The following is a 19,232-nucleotide window of genomic DNA, read 5'->3' as shown; positions in this document are numbered from 1 at the left end:
TTCTCGCCCCGCCCGCGCGAGCACCGCAGAGGTGAAGAACAAACAACCTCGCGGTGTCCTTGCGCATTCTTAAATTTACTATTGAACGCGTTTTTTCATCCCTGCCGCATTGGTTGTACTCCCCCATCCATGCAGGCCGTGTGGGTGGGCTGTTTTGACAGAGCCGCGTGTGCGCCCGGGTGTCATCAAACGTTCACGAACCTGTGCAGCGGATGTCACGCGCCGCGCCTTTTTTGCGCGCCGCACGCCCCGGCGGCCATCCGACGCGGACCACCGACTGCCGGGGCGCGCGCACGAACGCTGGAGGCCGGCATGCACACCGTTCGATTGGCCACCAAACTGCCCGTCGTCGTCACCGTTTCCGCGTTGATGGTGGCGGCCGTGACCGGCGGGGTCTCCTTCCTGGTGGCGAAGGACTCCCTCTATCAGGCGTCCCGAGAGCGCCTGGCGGCCCTGCTGGAGACGCGCGGGGCGGCAATCGAAGCCTATGCCGGGTCCGTCCGACGCGACCTGGAGCTGCTGGCGACGAGCGAGCAGGTGCGCGCCGCCGCCGACGCCTTCCGCATCGCCCACACCGGCCTCGGCTTCGACGAGAACGCGATGCTGCGCAAGGTTTTTGTCGAGCAGAACCCGAAGAAACCCGAAAACCGCAGCGAACTGATCGAGGCCGAGGGGCGCACGGCCTCCTCCTACAACCGGCCGCACGCCAACCATCATCCCTTCTTCCGCAGCTTCGCCCGGGTGCGCGGCTACGCCGACATCTATCTCGTCAGCGCGAAGGGCGACGTCATCTACTCGGTGAACAAGCGCGCCGACTTCGCCCGCAACCTGAACGACGGCAAGTGGGCGAAAACCGGCCTGGGCCGGGTCTACGCGGCCGCGCGGAAAGCCGAGGGCGAGCCCAAGCTGCACTTCACCGGCTTCCGGGCCTACGCGCCGCTGAATGGCGCCCCCAGCGGCTTCGTCGCCCGGCGCGTGTTGAGCGCCGACGGCAAGCTGCTGGGCGTGATCGCCGCCCGCCTGCCCGCCGCGCGCGTGAGTCAGCTCACCGCCAAGGCGCCGGGGCTGGGCCGCACGGGCGAGATCGTGGCGGTCGGCGGCGACGGCCGCCTGCGCACCGACGTGCGGGGTCTGGACGGCTCCCAGATCCTCGATCGCTCGGTGGACAACGCCGCCGTTCGGGCGGCGCAGCAGGGGCGGACGGGCGCCGCCGAGGTGACCGGCCTGCGCGGCAACAGCGCCCTCACGGTCTACGAACCCGTGACCGTGCTCGGCGAGCGTTGGGCCCTGCTGGCCCAACAGGACCTGAGCGAGATCAACGCCCCCGCCAACGCGCTGGTTTGGCGGGTGCTGGCGGTGATCGCGCTGGCCGGCGGGCTCGTCGCGGCGGCGGGCTGGCTGTTCGCCCGCACCACCGCGCGGCCCATCGCCGCGATGACCGATGCCATGAAGACGATCGCGCAGGGCACGACCGACATCGAGGTTCCCGGCCGCACCCGCCGCGACGAGATCGGCGACATGGCCGACGCCTGCGCCGTCTTCCGCGACGCCATTCGGGATTCCCAGAAACTGGCCGAGGAGGAGCAGGCCAAGCAGGAGCGTCAAGCCGCCCGCGCCCGCAAGCTGGCGGAGCTGACCGACGCCTTCGACCGCACGGCCACCCAGGTACTGGAAAGCGTGGGCCAACAGACGAGCGCGCTGAGCAACACGGCGGATCGCGTGCACACCATCGCCGAGACCGCGAACGGCAAGGCCCGGCAGGCCGCCACCGGCGCGCAGGAAGCCAACGCCAACGTGCAGACCGTGGCCACCGCCGCCGAGCGCCTGGACGCCTCCATCCAGGCGATCGCGGGTCAGGTGAGCGACGCCACGCAGGTGGCCAACGACGCCGTCGCGGAAGCCGACCGCGCCGGTGAGCAGGTCCGCAGCCTCTCCGAGGCGGCCGACAAGATCGGCGAGGTGGTCACGATGATCCAGGACATCGCGGAGAAGACCAACCTGCTGGCGCTCAACGCCACGATCGAGGCGGCGCGCGCCGGTGAGGCCGGCAAGGGCTTCGCCGTCGTGGCCGACGAGGTGAAAACCCTCGCCAATCAGACCTCCAAGGCCACGCAGGACATCGGCGAACACGTCCAGCGCGTCCAGGCGGAGACGGGCGACGCCGTCACCGCCATCGAGCGCATCGGCGAGTCCATCCGCCGCATCGACACCCAGGCCGGCGAGATCGCCGGCGCCATCGAGCAACAGCGCGAAGCGGCCTCCGAAATCACCGGCAACGCCCAGCACGCCGCCAAGGGCACACAGGACGCCAGCCAATACATCGAGGAAGTCTCCTCGGCCGCCGACGAAACCGACCAGGCCGCCGGCGACGTGGTGGCGAGCGTGCGCGCGCTCACCGAGCAGGCGGATCACCTGCGCGGCGAGGTCGACCGCTTCCTCCAGGACGTGCGGGGCATCTGATCACAACAGCGGCCGCGTCTCGCCCTGGCCCTGCTCGAACGGCGCGATCACGCCCGGATCGTCGTTGGCGACGGCGTTGACGCGCGTGGATACGGGATAGGCGGTAAGCCTGTCGGCCGGGTACGGCCCCAGCAGCGCCTGCGCGGTTTCGGGCTCGGTGTCCGGGTCGAGCCAGGTCGCAAAGCTGGCCGGGTCCAGGATCACGGGCATGCGCTCGTGGATATCGGCCAGCTCGTCGTTGGCGTCGGTGGTGAGGATGGTGCAGCTCTCCACCGTCTCGCCGCTGGTCTCGTCGCGCCAGTGTTCCCACAGCCCGGCGAAGGCGAACAGCCCGCCGTCGGTCAGCGTCACGCGGTACGGCTGCTTGCGCCCGCCCTTCGTCTCGGGCTTTTTCCACTCGTAGAAGCCGTCGGCGACGACCAGGCAGCGCCGCCGCCGGAACGCGGCCCGGAAGGCGTTCTTCTGCGCCGCCGATTCCGCGCGGGCGTTGATCATGCGGCTGCCGATGCTCGGGTCGTCGGCCCAGAAGGGGATCAGGCCCCAGCGCAGCAGCGCCAGGTGGCGTTCGCCGTCGTCGCCCTGGCGCACGGCCGGCACGTCCTGCGTCGGCGCCACGTTGTAGCGCGGCGGCAGGTTGGGCCGCTCGGCCACCTTGAAGACACGCTGGATGGCCTCAACCGGTTGGGTGATGGAATAGCGCCCGCACATGCCTCGTCCTCCCGTCCGGTCAGATAGCGCACGCGCGGCCGCGCAGCCACCCGGCCGGCGGGGGACGGGCTTGGGTCGTTGCATCGGCGCGGGTAGGATCGCAGCCTCACATCTCCCGCATCACGATCACGGACCCGACAGCCCATGACCGAGGATCTCACCCCCGAGCGCATGAACGAACTGGTCGATCTCGTGCGCCGGCTCGCCGGCCGCGCCGGTCAGGCCACGCTGGTCTACTACGGCGCCGACGCCGACATGGGGGTGCAGGAGAAAAGCGACGAGTCCCCGCTGACCAAGGCCGATCTGGCCGCCGACCGCATCATCGGCGAGGAATTGAAGCAGGCGACGCCGGACATCCCCGTGGTGTCCGAGGAAGGCGTGGAGCAGCACGGCGCGCCCGCCGTCGACCGCCTGTTCTGGCTGGTCGACCCGCTGGACGGCACCAAGGAATTCATCGAGCAGAACGGCGAGTTCACGGTGAACATCGCCCTGATCAAGGACGGCCAGCCGGTGCTGGGGATCGTTTACGCGCCGGCGCTCAACCGCACCTGGCTGGGCGCGCGCCTGCAAAGCGGCGAGGCGCACGCCCTCTTCATCGACGACGGCGCGGAGCCCGAGGAAATCGCGGCACGCACGCCGCCGGCCGAGGGGCTGACGGTCGTGGCGAGCCGCCGCCACGGCGATCCGGAAACGCTTAAGGCCTTCCTGGGCGGCAAGCCGGTCGCCGAAACGAAGAACGCCGGCAGTTCGATCAAGTTCTGCCTGGTCGCCAGCGGAGAGGCGGATCTCTACCCGCGCTTCGGCCGCACGATGGAATGGGACACGGCGGCGGGCCACGCCGTGCTCGCGGCGGCCGGCGGCCGGGTCGAAACCACGGACGGCCAGCCCTTCACCTACGGTAAGCCCGACTTCGCCAATCCCGAATTCGTCGCCTACGGGGCATAAAACTTGGCCCCGGCCGCCGAGCTGGCCGGCCGGGGCCGAGGACCGGTGCAGTTGAGCTTACGCCCGCGCCTTGCGCTGCGGGCCGCCGCGCCGGTGCGCCACGAGCTTGCTCACGCCCGACAGGGCCGCGCGAACCCGATCCGCGCCGGCGACCAGCCACCGATGCAGCTCCTCAGCCTGCTCGCGGCGCGCGGTACGCGCGATGCCGTTCATCTGCTCGGGGGTGAGCGAACCGTTGTGCCAGACCTGCATGGGAACCCTCCTTTTCACCAACGTCCCGCTTTCGTCTGGCAATCGATATAGGGGCCAGGAGGCACCGGGAGAATTGTGCATCCCCGATAGCCAAGATGCAGGAAATGCATGAAGATGGCGGAAACCGGCCCGCCAACAAGATTGCTGCGCGCGCCCCCGTGAGCGGGGAAGCGTCTTCCCCGATCCCCGGCAGGCGGGGAAGAATTTTCCCCGATCTTTCGTCAAAAAAGTCGGCTTGCGGGTCAGCCAAACCGCTTGAAAAGCTCCTCCGCCAGGGCGCGCACCTCCCCAGCCGCCCGGCCGCGGGGCTGCGACTCGGTGACGCCGAGTCCCTCGGCCAGGCTTTCCGCCAGGGCCACGCGCGAGCCGATGCGCGTCGCCGCCAGCCCCACATCCAGCCGGCCGAGCGCGTCCGTCATGGCGTCGGTGAGGCGGGCGCGCGGCGGCACGCGGTTGAGCACCACCAGGGCCGGCGTGCCCGCGTCGGCCGCGAGGCTCAGCGTCGGCTCGGTCGCCCGCACATCCAGCGGCGAGGGCTGCACCGGCGCCACCATGAGGTCGGCGGCGCGGATGACGGCGCGCGCGTCGGTTTCCGCGTGCGGCGGGCTGTCGATGACCACGAGGTCGTGGCCGCGCTGCAGGCGCGACAACTCCGGCCCCAAGCGCCAGCCGGCCACGCTGTGCACCGTCACCGGCGCGCGGGTGTCGGCCGCCGCGCGCACCTCGCCCCACCCTGCCAGCGAGCCCTGCGGGTCCGTGTCCACGGCCGCCACACCGTGCCCCGCCTCGGCCAGCGCGACGGCCAAGTGCGCCGCCAGCGTGGTCTTGCCGGCGCCGCCCTTCTGCTGGGCCAGCGCGATCGTGTGTGCCGCCATGGCGTCCCTCCCCCGTTCGGGGAAAGGCTGCGGTCCACGACCCGCGACGGCAAGTGTATGCTGCACCGCACGGAAAGTGGCTTGCCCCGAACACCGGTTTGGGTAGAGTCGACTCAGCGCCCCGGCGAAAGCCACGGCGCGATCGCAGCCGCACGCGATTTGCGGCGCGGCGGCCGGCGCAGGGATGCCCCAAAGGGCGCCGCGCCGGCCGCGTTGCCATATCCTGATCTGGCGAAACACGCGTGCGCCGCTACACTCCGGCGGCCATGACAGCCAGCACCCCCATTCGCGCGGCGGCCCCCCTTCGCGCGGCAGACGACGACGCCATCGCCCGGGCCGGCGAAATCCTCGCCGGCGGCGGGCTTGTCGCGTTCCCCACCGAAACCGTCTACGGCCTGGGCGCGGACGCCACCAACCCACGCGCTGTCGCCGGAATCTTCGAGGCCAAGGGCCGGCCACGCTTCAACCCGCTGATCGTCCACGTCGCCAGCCTCAAGGACGCCGCGGCCATCGGCACCCTCAACACGGTCGCCCGCGCGCTTGCCGAGCGCTTCTGGCCCGGCCCGCTGACGCTCGTGCTGCCGCGCCGGGCGGACAGCCCCGTCGCCGAGCTGGTCAGCGCCGGGCTCGACACCGTGGCCGTGCGCGTGCCCGCCCATCCCCTCGCCCGCCGCGGCATCGCCGCCGCGCAGCGCCCGCTCGCGGCGCCCAGTGCCAACGCCTCCGGTGAGGTCAGCCCGACCACGGCCCAGCATGTCGCCGACTCCCTCGACGGCCGCCTGGACCTCATCCTCGACGGCGGCGCGTGCGAGGTGGGCGTGGAAAGCACGGTCGTGGACACCACCCGCACCCCGCCCGTGTTGCTGCGGCCGGGCGGCATCCCGCGGGAGGCCCTGGAAGCCGTCGTGGGCGCGGTCGCCGAGCCCGGCGGCAGCGGCGGCGCGCCCGCCAGCCCCGGTCAGCTCACCAGTCACTATGCCCCGGACCACCGCCTGCGCCTGAACGCGGCCACGGTCGCGGGCGACGAGGGCCTGCTGGCCTTCGGCGACGACGTGCCGCCCGGCGCCGCCGTCACCCGCAACCTCAGCCCCGCCGGCGACCTGCGCGAGGCGGCGGCCAACCTCTTCGCCATGCTCCGCGATCTCGACCGACAGCCCGTGCGCGGCCTCGCCGCCGTGGCAATCCCTGACCATGGTCTCGGCCGCGCCATCAACGACCGCCTGCACCGCGCTAAACACGAGGGTGTTTAATAAACATGAGGATGTTTAATCCCTTCTGTCAGTTTGATGGACGCCCGTGTAACGCGATGTTTGCGTCAATCTTGGGGAAGGTTGCGATCCGCACCGGCACCCGATGAAACACACGCGTTGCCGTTGGCGCGGCGGCCCAACGGCACCATGCTCGACCCATGACCGAGGACACCCTGCTCGACCGTCTGTGCGCCGCCGTGGGCGCGCGCTACGTCGAAACCGATCCCGATGCCCTGGCGCCGCACCTGATCGACTGGCGCAAGCGCTACCGGGGAACGGCGCGCGCCCGCGTGCGCCCCGGCACGACTGAAGAGGTCGCGGCCGTCGTTTCCGCGTGCGCGCAAACCGGCACGCCCGTCGTGCCCCAGGGTGGGGAAACCGGCCTCGTCGGGGGCGGCGTGCCGGACGCCTCGGGGTCGGCCGTCATCGTGGCGACCGACCGCCTGAACCGCGTACGTGCCGTCGATCCCGCCAACAACACCATGACGGTCGAGGCCGGGTGCATCCTCCAGCACCTCCAGCAGACGGCCGAAGCGCACGGGCGCCTCTTCCCGCTCAGCCTCGCCGCCGAGGGCATCTGCCAAATCGGCGGCAATCTGGCGACGAACGCGGGCGGCTTGAACGTGCTCAAGTACGGCACGGCGCGCGATCAGGTGCTGGGGCTGGAGGTCGTGCTGGCCGACGGCAGCGTCTGGGATGGCCTGCGCCGCCTGCGCAAGGACACCGCCGGCTACGACCTCAAGCACCTCTTCATCGGCGCGGAGGGCACGCTCGGCATCATCACCGCCGCCGTGCTGCGCCTGCACCCGCAGCCGCGCGAGACGGCGACGGCCTTCGCCGGCGTTCCCGACGTCGAGTCCGCGCTCGCGGTGCTCAACCGCGTGCAGGAAGCCACCGGCCACGCCGCCAGCTCCTTCGAGCTGATGGCCCGGCGCGGCGTCGAGCTTGCCGTCAAGCACGTCGAGGGCGCGCGCGACCCGCTGGGCGCGGCGCATCCCTGGACCGTCCTCGTCGAGGTCACGGGCGGCTTCGGCGACGGGGGCCTGCGCGCGGGCCTGGAAGGCGCGCTCATGGCCGCGCACGAGGCGGGGGAGATCGCCGACGTGGTGATGGCTGAAAACGCCGGCCAGGCGCGCGCGTTCTGGCACCTGCGCGAGGCCATCGTGGAGGCCCAGCGCCACGAGGGCGGGTCCATCAAGCACGACATCGCCGTGCCCGTTTCGGCGGTGCCCGCCTTCCTGGCCGAGGCGACGCCGGCGGTGGAAGCCATGATCCCCGGCGTCCGCCCCGTGCCCTTCGGCCACCTCGGCGACGGCAACCTGCACTTCAACCTGACCCAGCCCGAGGGCGCGGACCCGGGGGCCTTCCTGGCGCGGTGGGAGGCGGTGAACGCGCGCGTGCACGACATCGTCCACGCCCACGGCGGCACGGTCAGCGCCGAGCACGGGGTCGGCCAGCTGAAAATGGGAGAAATCGCCCGCTTCAAGCCGCCGGAAGAGATGGCGATGCTGCGCGCCATCAAGCGCGCCCTGGACCCGCACAACCTGATGAACCCGGGGCGCGTGGTCACGCCGGAGGCTGAGAGTTAATGAAATCGTTTGCTACAGGACCTGACACGTTTTTGTGTCCACGTACGTGGACGCCCGCAACGGTGTGCGGGCGTGACGAGTTGGAAATAATCCGCCCCGAACCGTCATGGCCGTTCACCGTAACGGCCATCCACGCCTGATTCTGAAAAGGCCGTCATGTCCTGTAGCAAACACTTTTGTGAGCTCCCCAGCACCCCAACGCCGATCACACCGCCTGCCCCGCCGTGGCCGGGGGCGGGGTTTCGCCGCGCCGGGTGGCGGGGGCGAAGCCGAAGCGCAGGCGGCGCTTGATGTCCTGAAACGCGGCGAGCAGCGCGTGCTGGTCGTGGGCGCCCAGGAAGACGTCCGCCAGCTCGTAGCTGTAGGCGTCCTGGTCGTGCAGCTCGGACAGCACCACGCCCGGCTGCACGCGCACGTCCACGATCGCGTCCGGATAATCCGCCTTGATGGCGTCCAGCGTCGCCTGATCGGGCACGCGCGTCACGCGGCCGTCGCGGAAGCGGCGGATGAAGAACTTGGCAGCACAGTTGGCCGGCCCCACACGCGACGGCCAGTCGGGCGTGCGCCCCAGCGCCAGATCCACCATGATCTGGAAGTGCGGCACGCCGTGCACCTCCGCGAAGAGGTCGGCGTGGGACTGCGACAGGCGCGGGTTGATCTCCAGCAGCCAGAGCTTGTTGCTCGCCTTCTCCCAGAAGAACTCGACGTTGAAGGTGGCCTCGTCGTAGCCGATGTGGCGCATCACCCGCTCAGCCACGCGGATCATACGGCGCTGGACGGCCGTGGGCAGGCGCGAAGGGTACTGGTAGCGCCGGAAGCTGGAGCGGTTGCGGTGGCGTATGGAGTCCACCACGCCGTAGACGCGCGGCACGCCCCGGTGAACGTAGCCCTCCAGCGTGCACTGGCGCCCGCCGACGGCCGCCTCCGCGATGCACCAGCGCCCGGTGACGTGGGCGACGTCCGCCGGCATCTCCACCCGCCGCAACAGCGCGTCGAAGGGGGTGCCCAGGCGGTCGATGCGCTCACGCGTGGCGGCCAGGGCCGTCTCGAAGTCGGCCGGGCCGGCGATGCGGAAGCTCAGCTGCGAGGCGAAGCCCTTCACCGGCTTGAGCCAAAAGGGATACGGGAGGGGTGGGTCCGGGTCGGCAAAAGGATCGACGGCGCGGAACGCGGGCACGCACTCGGGCGCGACCTCGCGCTGCAGCTGGCGGCTCCACACCTTGTGCTCGCACGTGAGCACGCTGGTCAGCGATGGCCCCGGCAGCCCGAACGCGCGGCACAGCACCGGCACCAGCGAGGTCGTCGGGAAATCCCACCAGCCCACGATCCCGCCCGCACCCCCGGCGGCGCGGATGCGCGCGCACGCCGTTTCCACCAGGGCGTCGAAGTCGAAGGCGTCGCGGCCCTTCACCTCGTCGTATGCCAGCGCCGGCTTGACGCAAAGCCGGTCGTAGCCGTCGATCCGGCGCAAATGGCCGTGGTTGAGGGGGTCCAGGCCCACGACGAACAGCGGCTGCGGCATGCGGGCGGATCCTGCGGTATGGCGGCGACGGCGCGCACACCACATGGTGCCACACGCGCAGCGGATTGGGAGGCAATCCGGAATGGGTGCACGAGAAACCCGGTGTGGGCTCATCGCGGGGATGATGCTCGCCGCCGCCTGCACCACCACGGCGCGGGCCGGGATCGCCGTCGGCGCCAAGGCGGAGCTGCGGCACGCCCTGCTGGCGCACGTCACCGCGCACTACCTGGATGCGAAGGGCATCCAGGCTTCGGTCCACCCCGGCTTCAGCGCGGCGACGCTGTGGGGCGCGCAGCAGGACGGGGTGGTGGATCTGGCCTGGGAAAGCGTGGGCATCGCGCTGACCACGCGGCACGATATGGAGATCGCGGCGGCGCGAAAGCTTGACCGTGAATCGAGCATCGCCCGGTTGCGCGCCAAGGCCGCGGACGGCCCAGTGGCGTGGCCCGCCGTATCGAAGGCCCGCGGCGGCCCCGTGGTGGCGGCACGCGCGGACACCGCCGATGCGCTGGACAGCGCCACGATCGCGGCGCTTCTGCGCCACCTGCGCCGGCAGGACGATGCGCGCTTCGGCATGACCACCGGCTTCGCCGGGCGGCCGGACGGCATCCGCGCCCTGGCCGCCGCCGCGCCGCCGCCCGTGGCCCGCGACAGCCTGCGGCGCATGCCCGGCGAGGCGCTGGTCGCGGCGCTGCGGGACGGCACGCTCACGGGCGCGTCCCTGCCCCGCAACGACGCGCGCACGCACGCCGACGGTCTCATCGTCCTGCGCGACGAGCGCGGGGCCTTCCCCGATCACACGCTCGCCGTGGGGGTGCGGCGCGCGACGCTCGACAAGCACCCGGCGCTTGCCGACCACCTGCGAACGCTCGCCAAACGCATCGACGGCGGGGCGCTGCGCGAGCTCACCGGCGCCGTGGTGCGCGAGGACACGGGCGTGTCGTCGGCGGCAAGAGCTTTCCTCCGCCGCACGGGGCTGATCGAGCCCGCGACAAACGCCGGCCGGGACGGCTGACCCGCCACACCCGGCCGGCGCGCGGGCGTCAGCCGCCCTGCTTCACGGTGACCTTCTTCACCTGCCGCTGCGCCTCGGGCGTCTTGGGCAGCTTGAGCGTCAGCACGCCCTTGTCGACCGTGGCCTCGATATTGTCGCGGTCGACGTCCTCCGGCAGCCGGAAGCTGCGCCGGAAGCTGCCGTAAGAGCGCTCGCGGACGTAGTGGGTCTCTTCCGTGCGCTCCTGCTCGTGCGATTTCTCGCCCTTCACGGTCAGGAAGTCGCCGCTGACCTCGACGTCGACGTCCTTTTCGGTGAGGCCCGGCACCTCGGCCGTGATCTTGTACGCGTCGTCCGCCTCGCTGACCTCGAAGCGAACGTCCGCGACCGCCGTGGCCGGATGCGCTTCCTCGGCCCGCACCGGCCCCTCCCAGCCGCGGTGCCAGGCGGGCAACCCGAACGTGCGGGTGAAGCTGTCGAAAAGCGAATTCATTTCGTTCTGCAGGTCGGCGAAGGGCGTGAATCCGCGCTCGTGCGCGGGCGTTTCGCCGCTGGAGCGGGGTGTGATATTGACCGCCATGATGGCCTCCCTCGGAGCGCTGGAGATCCGGACTCGCGCGGCCGGCAGACAGCCAGCGCGCACACCGCACGTGGGAAGGCCGGTCGGTTTTTTCAGGACGAACGGTCGGGGCACCCCGCCCGGATCACATCGCGCCGCTGACCAGCGCCACAACGCCAAAGACGGCCAGCAGCACCGCCGCCAGCCGGTTCGTCCACGACAGGCTCTGCGGGCCGATGCGCGGCTTGAGCAGGATGGTTCCCCCGCACAGTCCCAGCCACCACATCGCCGACCCCGCCAACACGCCGATCACCAGCGCGGTGACGTTGCCGGTCCCGGCGGCGAGGTCCTCCAGCCCCAGGGCGGCGAAGATGCCGACGAAGCCCATGATGGTCATGGGGTTGGACAGCGTGATCGCCAACCCCGTGGAATAGCCGCCCAGCACGCGCACGTGCACCGGCACGTCCGGCTCGATGCGCGGCCGCGTCCGTTGCCAGGCACGCCATGCCAGCACCAGCAGCACCACGCCGCCGACGATCTTCAGGGAGGTGCTGTGCGCCACGAGATAATCCGCGATCGAGGCGAGGCCGAACGCCGCCACCAGCCCGAACAGGCCGTCGGCGGTGGCGGCGCCGATGCCCGTCGCCAGGCCCACGGTCGCCCCGTCCTGCAGGGTGCGCTGGATGCAAAGCAGCCCGACCGGCCCCACCGGCGCCGCGACCGCGATGCCGATGCCAATTCCTTCCAGCAGCAGCCAGGCGAGCTGCATGCTCGACCCTCCGCGAACGTGGTGCCCTGATTCGCGATATCCGCACGGTCATGCAATCCGCCGCCGCTGTTTGCAAAGCCGGCGCGGCACGTTATCTGACCGGGTGCCGTGTTACAGGGAGGCCGCCAATGCGCAAGACGCTCTGTGTCGCCGGGATGATGGCGGGGATGGCGCTCGCCCCCACCGCCCATGCCGAGGTCGGCGACATGGTGACGACCAAGACCGGCTGCAAAACGGTGAAGGCGTTTAAAACCTTCGAGGAGGTCTACAAGGGCGACGGTCGAGTCGCCGCCTACAAGGCGCTTCTGGACACGGGCAACTGCGCTCGCCTGCCCGAGAAGGTCGACGTCAAGCTGCTGGAAGCCGTCCACAGCTTCGATTTCGGCTGGGGCACGGGCGACGTCTGGCGTGTGAAGCCCGTTCCGGACACCAAGATGACGCCGAAGGAATTCTTCATCCGGATTCGTGACGAGAAATAGGAACCGGCGCCCGTGGATCGAACCAGCGGGCGCCGGCCCACCGGCCGAGCGGCCGGCGGGACGATCGTCCCCCGCCTTGCATGACCGCCCGGGCGCTCCCCTGTTGCCGCTCAGGATGGCACACCCGGTAGCCCGGATCCACGGGGCTATTCGGCCAGCCCGTGCTCGCGCTTGATGTGGGCATAGGTGCCGTCGGCGCGCATCGCGGCGATCCCGTTGTCGATCGCGCGGAGGATCTCCTGCGTGTTGTCGATCTTGCGGCTCACGGCCGCGCGCAGCTCGCGGGCGGAGAGCGCGGTGTCGGTCATCGCGAAGGGGTGCTCGAAGCGCGGCTCGTTTTCTTCGATCAGGTAGCGGGCAATGAGTTCGTCCGCCACGGTCATGTCCACCTGCCCGGTATCCACCTTGAACAGGTTGGCGAGCAGGGTCGGGGCTGGCGTGCGCGTGAAATGCTCGGCCTGCATGAACGCGTCCGTGTAGTGGTAGTCCTCCGCCACGCCCACCGTCTTGCCGGTGAGGCTGTCCAGGCCCGTGTAGCTGAACGCGTCCGCGCGCCGCGTGACGAAGACCAGGCGGTTGCGGGCGATGGGCGCCGTGAACGCCATCTTCCGGGTGCGCGCGTCCGTGTACCAGACCGAAGACAGCACGTCGCGCTCGCCCGCCTTCACGAGGCGCACGGCCCGCGGCCACGGCATCATCTCCACGCGCACTTCATGTCCCGTGCGCCGCAATGCCGTGGCGAGGATGTCGTTGGCGAACCCCTTCGCGCGCAGGTGTTGGGCCGAGAACGGCGGCCAGCCCGTCAGCGCCGCCACCGTCACGGCCGCCTGCGCGCCCGGGGCGGCGGCGACGGCCAAGAGTCCCAGCAGCACGGCGGCGAAAGACCCGCGCAGCCTCGCCATGCGCACCCCCTGTAGAAAACCGGACGACACACCCGCAGCCCGACCGCACACGACTGCCGATACGTGAATGGTGTGCTGAAAAACCATGCTTACCTCGGAGGTGCAACCGTAGTGAAACATTCGTGCACACACCCGCCCAAGGTGGGCAGCCGCCGCGAAGCGACGAATGCAACTCGTCGATCACGCCCATATGCCGCGCGTCGTGAATACGAAATCCAATTGTTCCACTGAAGTCGGATATCAAATGGCTTAGACCGAATGTCCGCACTTGTTTTTGGCAGCATTTGTTATCGTTCTTCTGCGTTGTGGGCGGGCAAAAAGATGCTCGCACACGGAAGCAATTTTGCTGACACATGAATGTCACCGGAAGCGGAACGCGATCGATGGAGACGCTTGCGTCGATCGATTGCTGCTCGCCGAACGGTTTCAAGGAGGCTCGCGATGATCACCACCGCCAAGCCGCACACCCTGCCGCGAACGAAGATGCTGCTGATCACCACCGCGGTCGCGGCCGCGCTCGCCCTGTCCACCCACGCCGGGGCTTCCACCTCCATGCTGTCGGGCAAGCAGCTCGCCCAGACCGAGACGGAGGCTCAGGACACCGAGCAGGGCGGCATGGACGAGTCCGGCACCATGGAAGAGGAGTCGACCGGCGAAACCGGCGCCACGGATCAGGAGGCCACCCCCGAGGAGGGCATGGAAGAGGCCGAAACCATGGAAGGCGAGGCCACTGACGAAGGCGCCGCCGAAACCACGGCCGAGGAAGGCGAGGCCACCGAAGAGGGCACCGGCGAAACCATGGCCGAGGAAGGTGAGGCCACCGAAGAGGGCACCGGCGAAACCATGGCCGAGGAAGGTGAGGCCGCGGGCGACGAAGGCGGCTTCCTCGCCGGCTCGCCCGGCGCGATGATGCAGGCCGGAAGCATGATTGGCGCCAGCGTCGTCGGCGGCGGCGGCGAAACGGTCGGCACGGTCCGCGACCTGCTGCTCGACGCCGAGGGGAACCTCCAGGGCGTCGTCATCTCCTCCGGCGGCTTCCTCGGCATCGGCGAGAAGCGCGTCGGGGTGAGCTGGGATTCGCAGACGATGCGCTTCGAAGGCGAGAGCCTTCAGACCGCGCTGACCCAGCAGGAGATCAAGAACGCGCCCGAGTTCGGCGCGGCACCGGAAGGCGAAGGCGCCACCGGCGAGGGCGCCACGGGTGGCGAAGGCACCACCGGCGAACAATAAGATCGGGTCTCTTGCGACGACGATTCGCTCGCAGACCCCGCCGAAAGCGTTCGGTCTTCCCGACGGACGGGCCAATGCGCGAGTCGGGTGACACCAACTTGACCGAACGTCGGCGAGAGCGGCGGGGCATTGGCCCCGTCGCTCAGTTTCGCGGCCGCTGGATCGCCAGGTGGCTGTCGCTGGGCAAGGGGAGCGCCGGCGGCGTCGGTGCATCGGCCGAAACCCCGCGGCTCATGCGTCCAGCCACACGCACCCCGTCCGCCGGCCCGTACAGCCACATCGCGCCCGCGCGGTCCCCGGGCTGCAAGCTCGCCAGATCCTCGCGGTAGCTGTAGCCCATCAACGGTCCCGACCGGCCCGGATGGTTCAGGCCGATCACGTGCCCGATCTCGTGGGCCAGGACCCGCGTCAGTTCGTAGGTTTCGTCGTCGCCGTCGGCCGTGGTTTCCCAGGCGGCGTCGGGGTTGAGGCAGATCGCGGCCGAGGTGATGCGCCCGCGCCCGGGAACGGTCGTCCGAGCGTGCTCGACGTTGGTGAAGGCGATGCCGCGCGGCTCGCCCTGGCCGCCCACCACGAGATCGGCCGATTCCAGGGAATCGGCGGGCCGGAAGCTCACGCCGGCCGCGCGCGACCACATGCCCAGGGCCGTTTGCAGCGCGCCCGCCACGTCCCCCCGGTCGAGCTTGGAGCGGCGCAGCACCGGCGCCACAGGGCCGAGCTGCTTGCAGTTGATCCGCTCACTGTCCGGATGGGGCGCGTCCGCAAGCGCGTAGGTGATCGTCACCGGCGTTCCGCGCGCCGGCTGCCCCCACTTCAGCGCCATGCCATCCAAGTGGATAACCTTGAAATCGGCCGCCGCCGCATGGCCGGCCAAGGCCAGCACCCACACAACCACACCCAGCGCCAGGTTCCGCATTGCGCCGCCGTCCCGGTTGATCGTTCGAATGGTCTAGCTGTTTCGCGGGAGTATTTAAGCTTCGTTCGCAGTGCTGTCACCTCTTCCGATCCAACTTTCATCGGATCAACCGAACGTGGGCAATGGCGTGTCGGGATTTTTGTTAACACTGGTCACGGCAAAGGGCCTGCGCCGGGAATCCGCCGAAACCCGGGACCGGACCGAAAACAACGGCTACGAACGAAAACAGGGGGCTCGCGGCTTTCCGCGAGCCCCCTGACGGGATGGTGCCCAGGGAAGGATTCGAACCTCCGACACTACGATTTTCAATCGTATGCTCTACCACCTGAGCTACCTGGGCACCGGTGGTGGCAAGGGATCGTCCGCCCCTTGCGAAGCCCGGTTTGTAACGATGCGTCCCGGGCCTGTCCAGCCCCGATGTGGGCTGCGCCTCAGGCGCTTACCACCCCACCGGCCAGCCGCCGTCACCCCTCGCCGTCGTCCTCGCCGTGCGCCGCCGTCGGGGCGGGTTCGCCCGTTGGGATACGGTAGCCGCCGTCCAACCAGCGGCCGAGGTCGAGGTCGGCGCAACGCTTGCAGCAGAAGGGCGCGTGCTTGGCGGACGCGGGGCGCCCGCATTCGGGGCAGCGGCGCGTATCGGGGGGATCGGTCATGGCGTCTCGTCCTCGTCGGCTGTCCGCGCGACGTCAGGTCATGCGCGCGTCCACGTCGTCGCGGGCGCGCGCCGGCTCCTCGGCGAGCGCGATGGCGCGCCCCAGCCGCGCCTCGGTGTCGGCCCGCGCCGACGCCAGCGCGCCCGTGAGCGCGGCCACCACCTCGGGCGCGGCCGCGATTCGCGGTGTCCCGGCCGGGGTGGCCCGCGCCGCCCGCTCCAGCGCCCGCAGCCCGTCGAGCGCGACGGTGCTCGCACGCGGCAGCCAGCCGCCGCCGTCGACGCCGCAGCGTTCCCCGAGCACCTCGTGCAGCGGCGCGCGCTCGCGCTGGCGCGTCAACTCCACCAGGCCCGAGGCCCGCATGGCCGAGATATCGGTGTGGACGCGGTCGCTCGCCAGGGCTTCGGTGAGGGTGTCGGTCACGCGCCGGCGCTGCTCGCGCTGTTCGATCGTGGGGAAATCGACGACGTTCAGCCCCGCCAGCGCGCGCAGGCGAATCTGCCGCGCCACCTCGGCCGCCGCCGCCACACTGGCGTCGAGCGCTTCGCGCCCGCCCGTGTCCACGTCGATCGCGGTCAGGCTGGTCACGGGCTCGATGCGCAGCGCGCCCCCGCCCGGCACCGGCACGTCGGGGGCCAGCAAGTCGTTGAAAACCCCGTCCACGCCGGCCGATTCGAACAGCGGCACGGCGCCCGTGTGCGCGGCCATGCGGTCCGCCAGCTCGGGCACGCGCCGGCGCAGGGCGGCGAGCCCCCCGCTGCCCTCGACGGCGATCGTCGCCGGGTCCGTGTCGCGGAGAATGTCGGCGACGATGTCACGCTGCGCCAGCCAGCGGGGCACCGGCCCGTCGCCGGCGGTGTCGCCGTCCGCCCGCGCCAGCCGCGCCCCCTTCCCCGGCGGCGGCGCACGCGTGATCTCCACGGGAACGGGGTCGCCCGCGCCCAGATCCCGCCCCGCCTTGCGCGGCAACAGCCCCGGCCGGTCGAGGCCGATCTCGACGAAGAGGGCGTCCAGCCCGCGGTCGACCTCCAGCACGCGGCCCACGGCGCGTGACCCGGCGACCGGCGGCGCGTCCGGGCGGTCGATGTGGGCGTCGAGCGGTTCGTCGTCGCCGTCCAGCACCAGCAGGCGCGTTTCCACCGCGCCCAGCCCGACCAGCGCGCGCGTCATCGCACCGGATACCCCAGCCCCGCGAGCAGCTGCACCGTCTCGCACACGGGCAGGCCCACGACGGCCGGGTAGGAGCCGTTCACCCAGGGAATGAACGCGCCCGCGCGGCCCTGGATGGCGTAGCCGCCAGCCTTACCGTCCCACTCGCCGCTGTCGAGATACGATCGGATGTCGTCGGGGTGCAGGCGCTTCATCTTGACGCGCGTCGTCACCAGCCGGTGCGCCGTACGACCGCCGGGCGCGCGCACGGTCAGCCCGCCATAGACCCTGTGCCGCCCGCCGGACAGCAGCCGCAGACACGAATGCGCCTGCTCGCGCGTTTCGGGCTTGGGCAGGATGCGCCGGCCCGCAGCCACGACGGTATCGCAGGCGACGACGAACGCGTCGGGATGGCGCGCCGCCACCGCCTCGGCCTTCTCCGCCGCGACGCGGGCGGCGTAGGCATTGGGCAACTCGCCGCGCGCGGGGGTTTCGTCCAGGCTGGCGGGGTCGATGCGGTCGGGCGCCAGCGCCACCTGGCGCATGAGTTCGAGCCGCCGGGGCGAGGCCGACGCCAGCACCAGCGGCGGACGCTCGCTCGCACAATCGGGCGCCGTCACGCCGCCCCCGCTTACTTGTACCGGAAGGTGATGCGGCCCTTGCTCAGGTCGTAGGGGGTCATCTCCACGTTCACGCGGTCGCCCGCGAGCACGCGGATGCGGTTCTTGCGCATCTTGCCCGAGGTGTGGGCCAGCACCTCGTGACCGTTGTCCAGTTCCACGCGGAACATCGCGTTGGGCAGAAGCTCTCTCACGGTGCCCTGGAACTCGATAAGATCTTCTTTTGCCATGCGGCTCCAGCCGTTCCTTTCGTCCTCGTCCGGTGCAACACTGGTGCGCGGTGAAGCGAACGCGCGCCGCCGCGCCGGTCCCACGGACCCGCGGCGCGCGGAGCATACCGACTCACCCGGCCCCGTCCAAGCGCACCGCACGCGAACCCGGCGCGGTCACGAGCCGGCCTTCAGCGTGAGATCGAAGCGGCCCTTGATCCGCTGGAACAGGGAATCGCGCACCTGGCGGTAGATGTCCACCCGCATGGCGCGGCTGCCCTCCACCACGGTGGGGTCGAGCGTGCGCCAGAATTCCACCTCGCAGGCCATCGTGCGCGTCATCTCCACCGCGCGGTGCTGGGCTTCGGGAGAGAGCGAAATCACCAGGTCGAAGAAGCTGTTCTCCAGCTGGTCGAAGGTCTTGGAGCAGTGCTTGGAGAGGTCGATTCCCACCTCCCCCATGACCTCGACGACGAAGGGGTCGATCTCGCCGGCCCGCAGCCCGACGGAGTCGACGTAGATCTCGCTGCCCGCCAGGTACTTGAGCATGCTCTCCGCCATGGGCGAGCGCACGGCGTTCTGCGTGCAGGCGAACAGCACGCTGTCCGGGAGGTCGCGCATGGCCCGGTCTAGCCCCGGATGTGGAGCACGCAGAGGAGCGTGAACAGCCGCCGCGCGGTGTCGAAATCCACGTCGGCCTTGCTGGAGAGCCGCTGTTGCAGCAGTTCCGAGCCCTCGTTGTGCAGACCGCGGCGGCCCATGTCGATGGCTTCGATCTGGGAGGGGCTGGCCGTGCGGATAGCCTCGTAATAGCTCTCGCAGACGGTGAAATAGTCCTTGATGATCCGGCGGAACGGGGAGAGGCCGACGGTAATGGAGTCCTGATACGCGCCTTCGCCGCTGTGGATGTCCAGGATCATCCGGCTTTCTTCAAGCCGGAGGTTCAGGCTGTACGGCCCCGGCGCCAGCTCGCCGTAGGGGCGGAAGCGGTTGTCGTTCAAAAGGTCGTGAATCGCGATCTGGCGCTCGTGCTCGACATCACGACTGCGCCGCACGACGGTGCGCTCGTCGAGCGTCACCTGCGCGATGTAGTTGGCGGTCGTGTCGCCGCCGGGATCGGCCCCCCCGGGGTTTTCGGGTTCACCGCTCAC

Annotated in this window: 21 protein-coding genes and 1 tRNA gene; 7 read left to right on the top strand and 15 right to left on the bottom strand. The window is 70.4% G+C overall.

The annotated features are described in order from the left end of the window. Positions 1–312: 312 nt before the first annotated feature. On the top strand, positions 313–2,460 hold the full coding sequence (locus tag BLQ43_RS07255) for a methyl-accepting chemotaxis protein (RefSeq protein ID WP_176758568.1): 2,148 nt from the start codon (positions 313–315) through the stop codon (positions 2,458–2,460). Here BLQ43_RS07255 and BLQ43_RS07250 read toward each other — a convergent pair whose 3' ends face one another. Beyond that, a complete protein-coding gene (locus tag BLQ43_RS07250; RefSeq protein ID WP_090019472.1) occupies positions 2,461–3,168 on the bottom strand; it encodes an SOS response-associated peptidase in 708 nt (235 codons plus the stop codon). It abuts the gene before it with no gap. Between the two features lie 144 nt (positions 3,169–3,312). Here BLQ43_RS07250 and cysQ point away from each other — a divergent pair, with 144 nt between their 5' ends. Then, positions 3,313–4,113 (top strand): 3'(2'),5'-bisphosphate nucleotidase CysQ, encoded by an 801-nt coding sequence (cysQ, locus tag BLQ43_RS07245; RefSeq protein ID WP_090019471.1) that lies wholly within the window; start codon positions 3,313–3,315, stop codon positions 4,111–4,113. Positions 4,114–4,170: 57 nt separating this feature from the next. Here cysQ and BLQ43_RS07240 read toward each other — a convergent pair whose 3' ends face one another. Both BLQ43_RS07240 and parA read right to left on the bottom strand, forming a co-directional pair. After that, entirely contained in the window at positions 4,171–4,365 is a 195-nt protein-coding gene (locus tag BLQ43_RS07240; protein WP_090019470.1) for a hypothetical protein, read from the bottom strand. Positions 4,366–4,607: 242 nt separating this feature from the next. Then, on the bottom strand, positions 4,608–5,240 hold the full coding sequence (gene parA / locus BLQ43_RS07235) for a ParA family partition ATPase (protein ID WP_090019469.1): 633 nt from the start codon (positions 5,238–5,240) through the stop codon (positions 4,608–4,610). A gap of 266 nt (positions 5,241–5,506) precedes the next feature. Here parA and BLQ43_RS07230 point away from each other — a divergent pair, with 266 nt between their 5' ends. Together BLQ43_RS07230 and BLQ43_RS07225 are read left to right on the top strand one after the other, a co-directional pair. Beyond that, complete coding sequence (locus tag BLQ43_RS07230) at positions 5,507–6,490, top strand: L-threonylcarbamoyladenylate synthase (protein WP_090019588.1); 984 nt, start codon at positions 5,507–5,509, stop codon at positions 6,488–6,490. A 158-nt stretch (positions 6,491–6,648) separates the two neighbouring features. Then, positions 6,649–8,079 carry an FAD-binding oxidoreductase gene (locus BLQ43_RS07225; RefSeq protein WP_090019468.1) on the top strand — a complete coding sequence of 477 codons (1,431 nt, stop codon included), beginning with the start codon at positions 6,649–6,651 and terminating at the stop codon, positions 8,077–8,079. A gap of 205 nt (positions 8,080–8,284) precedes the next feature. Here the strand turns inward: BLQ43_RS07225 and BLQ43_RS07220 are convergent, their stop codons facing one another. Continuing rightward, on the bottom strand, positions 8,285–9,601 hold the full coding sequence (locus BLQ43_RS07220; RefSeq protein WP_176758567.1) for an ATP-grasp domain-containing protein: 1,317 nt from the start codon (positions 9,599–9,601) through the stop codon (positions 8,285–8,287). A gap of 82 nt (positions 9,602–9,683) precedes the next feature. Between BLQ43_RS07220 and BLQ43_RS07215 the strand changes: the two genes are divergently transcribed. After that, on the top strand, positions 9,684–10,616 hold the full coding sequence (locus tag BLQ43_RS07215) for a glycine betaine ABC transporter substrate-binding protein (protein WP_176758566.1): 933 nt from the start codon (positions 9,684–9,686) through the stop codon (positions 10,614–10,616). Positions 10,617–10,644: 28 nt separating this feature from the next. On the opposite strand, the gene BLQ43_RS07210 is transcribed toward BLQ43_RS07215, so the two are convergent. Both BLQ43_RS07210 and BLQ43_RS07205 read right to left on the bottom strand, forming a co-directional pair. After that, entirely contained in the window at positions 10,645–11,175 is a 531-nt protein-coding gene (locus BLQ43_RS07210) for an Hsp20/alpha crystallin family protein (RefSeq protein ID WP_090019466.1), read from the bottom strand. A gap of 124 nt (positions 11,176–11,299) precedes the next feature. Further along, positions 11,300–11,923, bottom strand: a complete 624-nt coding sequence (locus BLQ43_RS07205) for a LysE family translocator (RefSeq protein ID WP_090019465.1) — start codon at positions 11,921–11,923, stop codon at positions 11,300–11,302. A gap of 128 nt (positions 11,924–12,051) precedes the next feature. Between BLQ43_RS07205 and BLQ43_RS07200 the strand changes: the two genes are divergently transcribed. Then, complete coding sequence (locus tag BLQ43_RS07200) at positions 12,052–12,402, top strand: hypothetical protein (protein WP_090019464.1); 351 nt, start codon at positions 12,052–12,054, stop codon at positions 12,400–12,402. A gap of 146 nt (positions 12,403–12,548) precedes the next feature. On the opposite strand, the gene BLQ43_RS07195 is transcribed toward BLQ43_RS07200, so the two are convergent. Further along, a complete protein-coding gene (locus BLQ43_RS07195; RefSeq protein ID WP_176758565.1) occupies positions 12,549–13,304 on the bottom strand; it encodes a transporter substrate-binding domain-containing protein in 756 nt (251 codons plus the stop codon). A 441-nt stretch (positions 13,305–13,745) separates the two neighbouring features. Between BLQ43_RS07195 and BLQ43_RS07190 the strand changes: the two genes are divergently transcribed. Next, positions 13,746–14,534: a PRC-barrel domain-containing protein gene (locus tag BLQ43_RS07190; protein WP_090019462.1), complete on the top strand. Its 789-nt coding sequence runs from the start codon at positions 13,746–13,748 to the stop codon at positions 14,532–14,534. Between the two features lie 142 nt (positions 14,535–14,676). Here the strand turns inward: BLQ43_RS07190 and BLQ43_RS07185 are convergent, their stop codons facing one another. From BLQ43_RS07185 to BLQ43_RS07150, 8 genes are all read right to left on the bottom strand, one after another. After that, the gene (locus BLQ43_RS07185) at positions 14,677–15,450 is read right to left on the bottom strand and encodes a matrixin family metalloprotease (RefSeq protein WP_090019461.1); all 774 of its coding nucleotides are present in this window, start codon (positions 15,448–15,450) and stop codon (positions 14,677–14,679) included. Positions 15,451–15,714: 264 nt separating this feature from the next. Further along, positions 15,715–15,790, bottom strand: a tRNA-Phe gene (locus BLQ43_RS07180). A 124-nt stretch (positions 15,791–15,914) separates the two neighbouring features. Beyond that, entirely contained in the window at positions 15,915–16,103 is a 189-nt protein-coding gene (locus tag BLQ43_RS07175) for a DNA gyrase inhibitor YacG (RefSeq protein ID WP_090019460.1), read from the bottom strand. Positions 16,104–16,136: 33 nt separating this feature from the next. Continuing rightward, positions 16,137–17,273 (bottom strand): ribonuclease E/G, encoded by a 1,137-nt coding sequence (locus tag BLQ43_RS07170; RefSeq protein WP_090019459.1) that lies wholly within the window; start codon positions 17,271–17,273, stop codon positions 16,137–16,139. After that, positions 17,270–17,872, bottom strand: a complete 603-nt coding sequence (locus BLQ43_RS07165) for a Maf family protein (RefSeq protein WP_090019458.1) — start codon at positions 17,870–17,872, stop codon at positions 17,270–17,272. The genes BLQ43_RS07170 and BLQ43_RS07165 overlap by 4 nt, the downstream gene beginning before the upstream one ends. An 11-nt stretch (positions 17,873–17,883) precedes the next feature. Then, positions 17,884–18,102 (bottom strand): translation initiation factor IF-1, encoded by a 219-nt coding sequence (infA, locus tag BLQ43_RS07160; protein WP_090019457.1) that lies wholly within the window; start codon positions 18,100–18,102, stop codon positions 17,884–17,886. Positions 18,103–18,258: 156 nt separating this feature from the next. Further along, the gene (locus tag BLQ43_RS07155) at positions 18,259–18,702 is read right to left on the bottom strand and encodes an arsenate-mycothiol transferase ArsC (RefSeq protein ID WP_090019456.1); all 444 of its coding nucleotides are present in this window, start codon (positions 18,700–18,702) and stop codon (positions 18,259–18,261) included. Positions 18,703–18,710: 8 nt separating this feature from the next. Next, entirely contained in the window at positions 18,711–19,232 is a 522-nt protein-coding gene (locus tag BLQ43_RS07150; protein ID WP_281217565.1) for a UPF0262 family protein, read from the bottom strand.

This window comes from Limimonas halophila (assembly GCF_900100655.1).
GTDB classification, from domain to species: domain Bacteria; phylum Pseudomonadota; class Alphaproteobacteria; order Kiloniellales; family Rhodovibrionaceae; genus Limimonas; species Limimonas halophila.
Note: the sequence above shows the minus strand (reverse complement) of the source record. Positions and strands in the feature narration are given on the sequence as shown.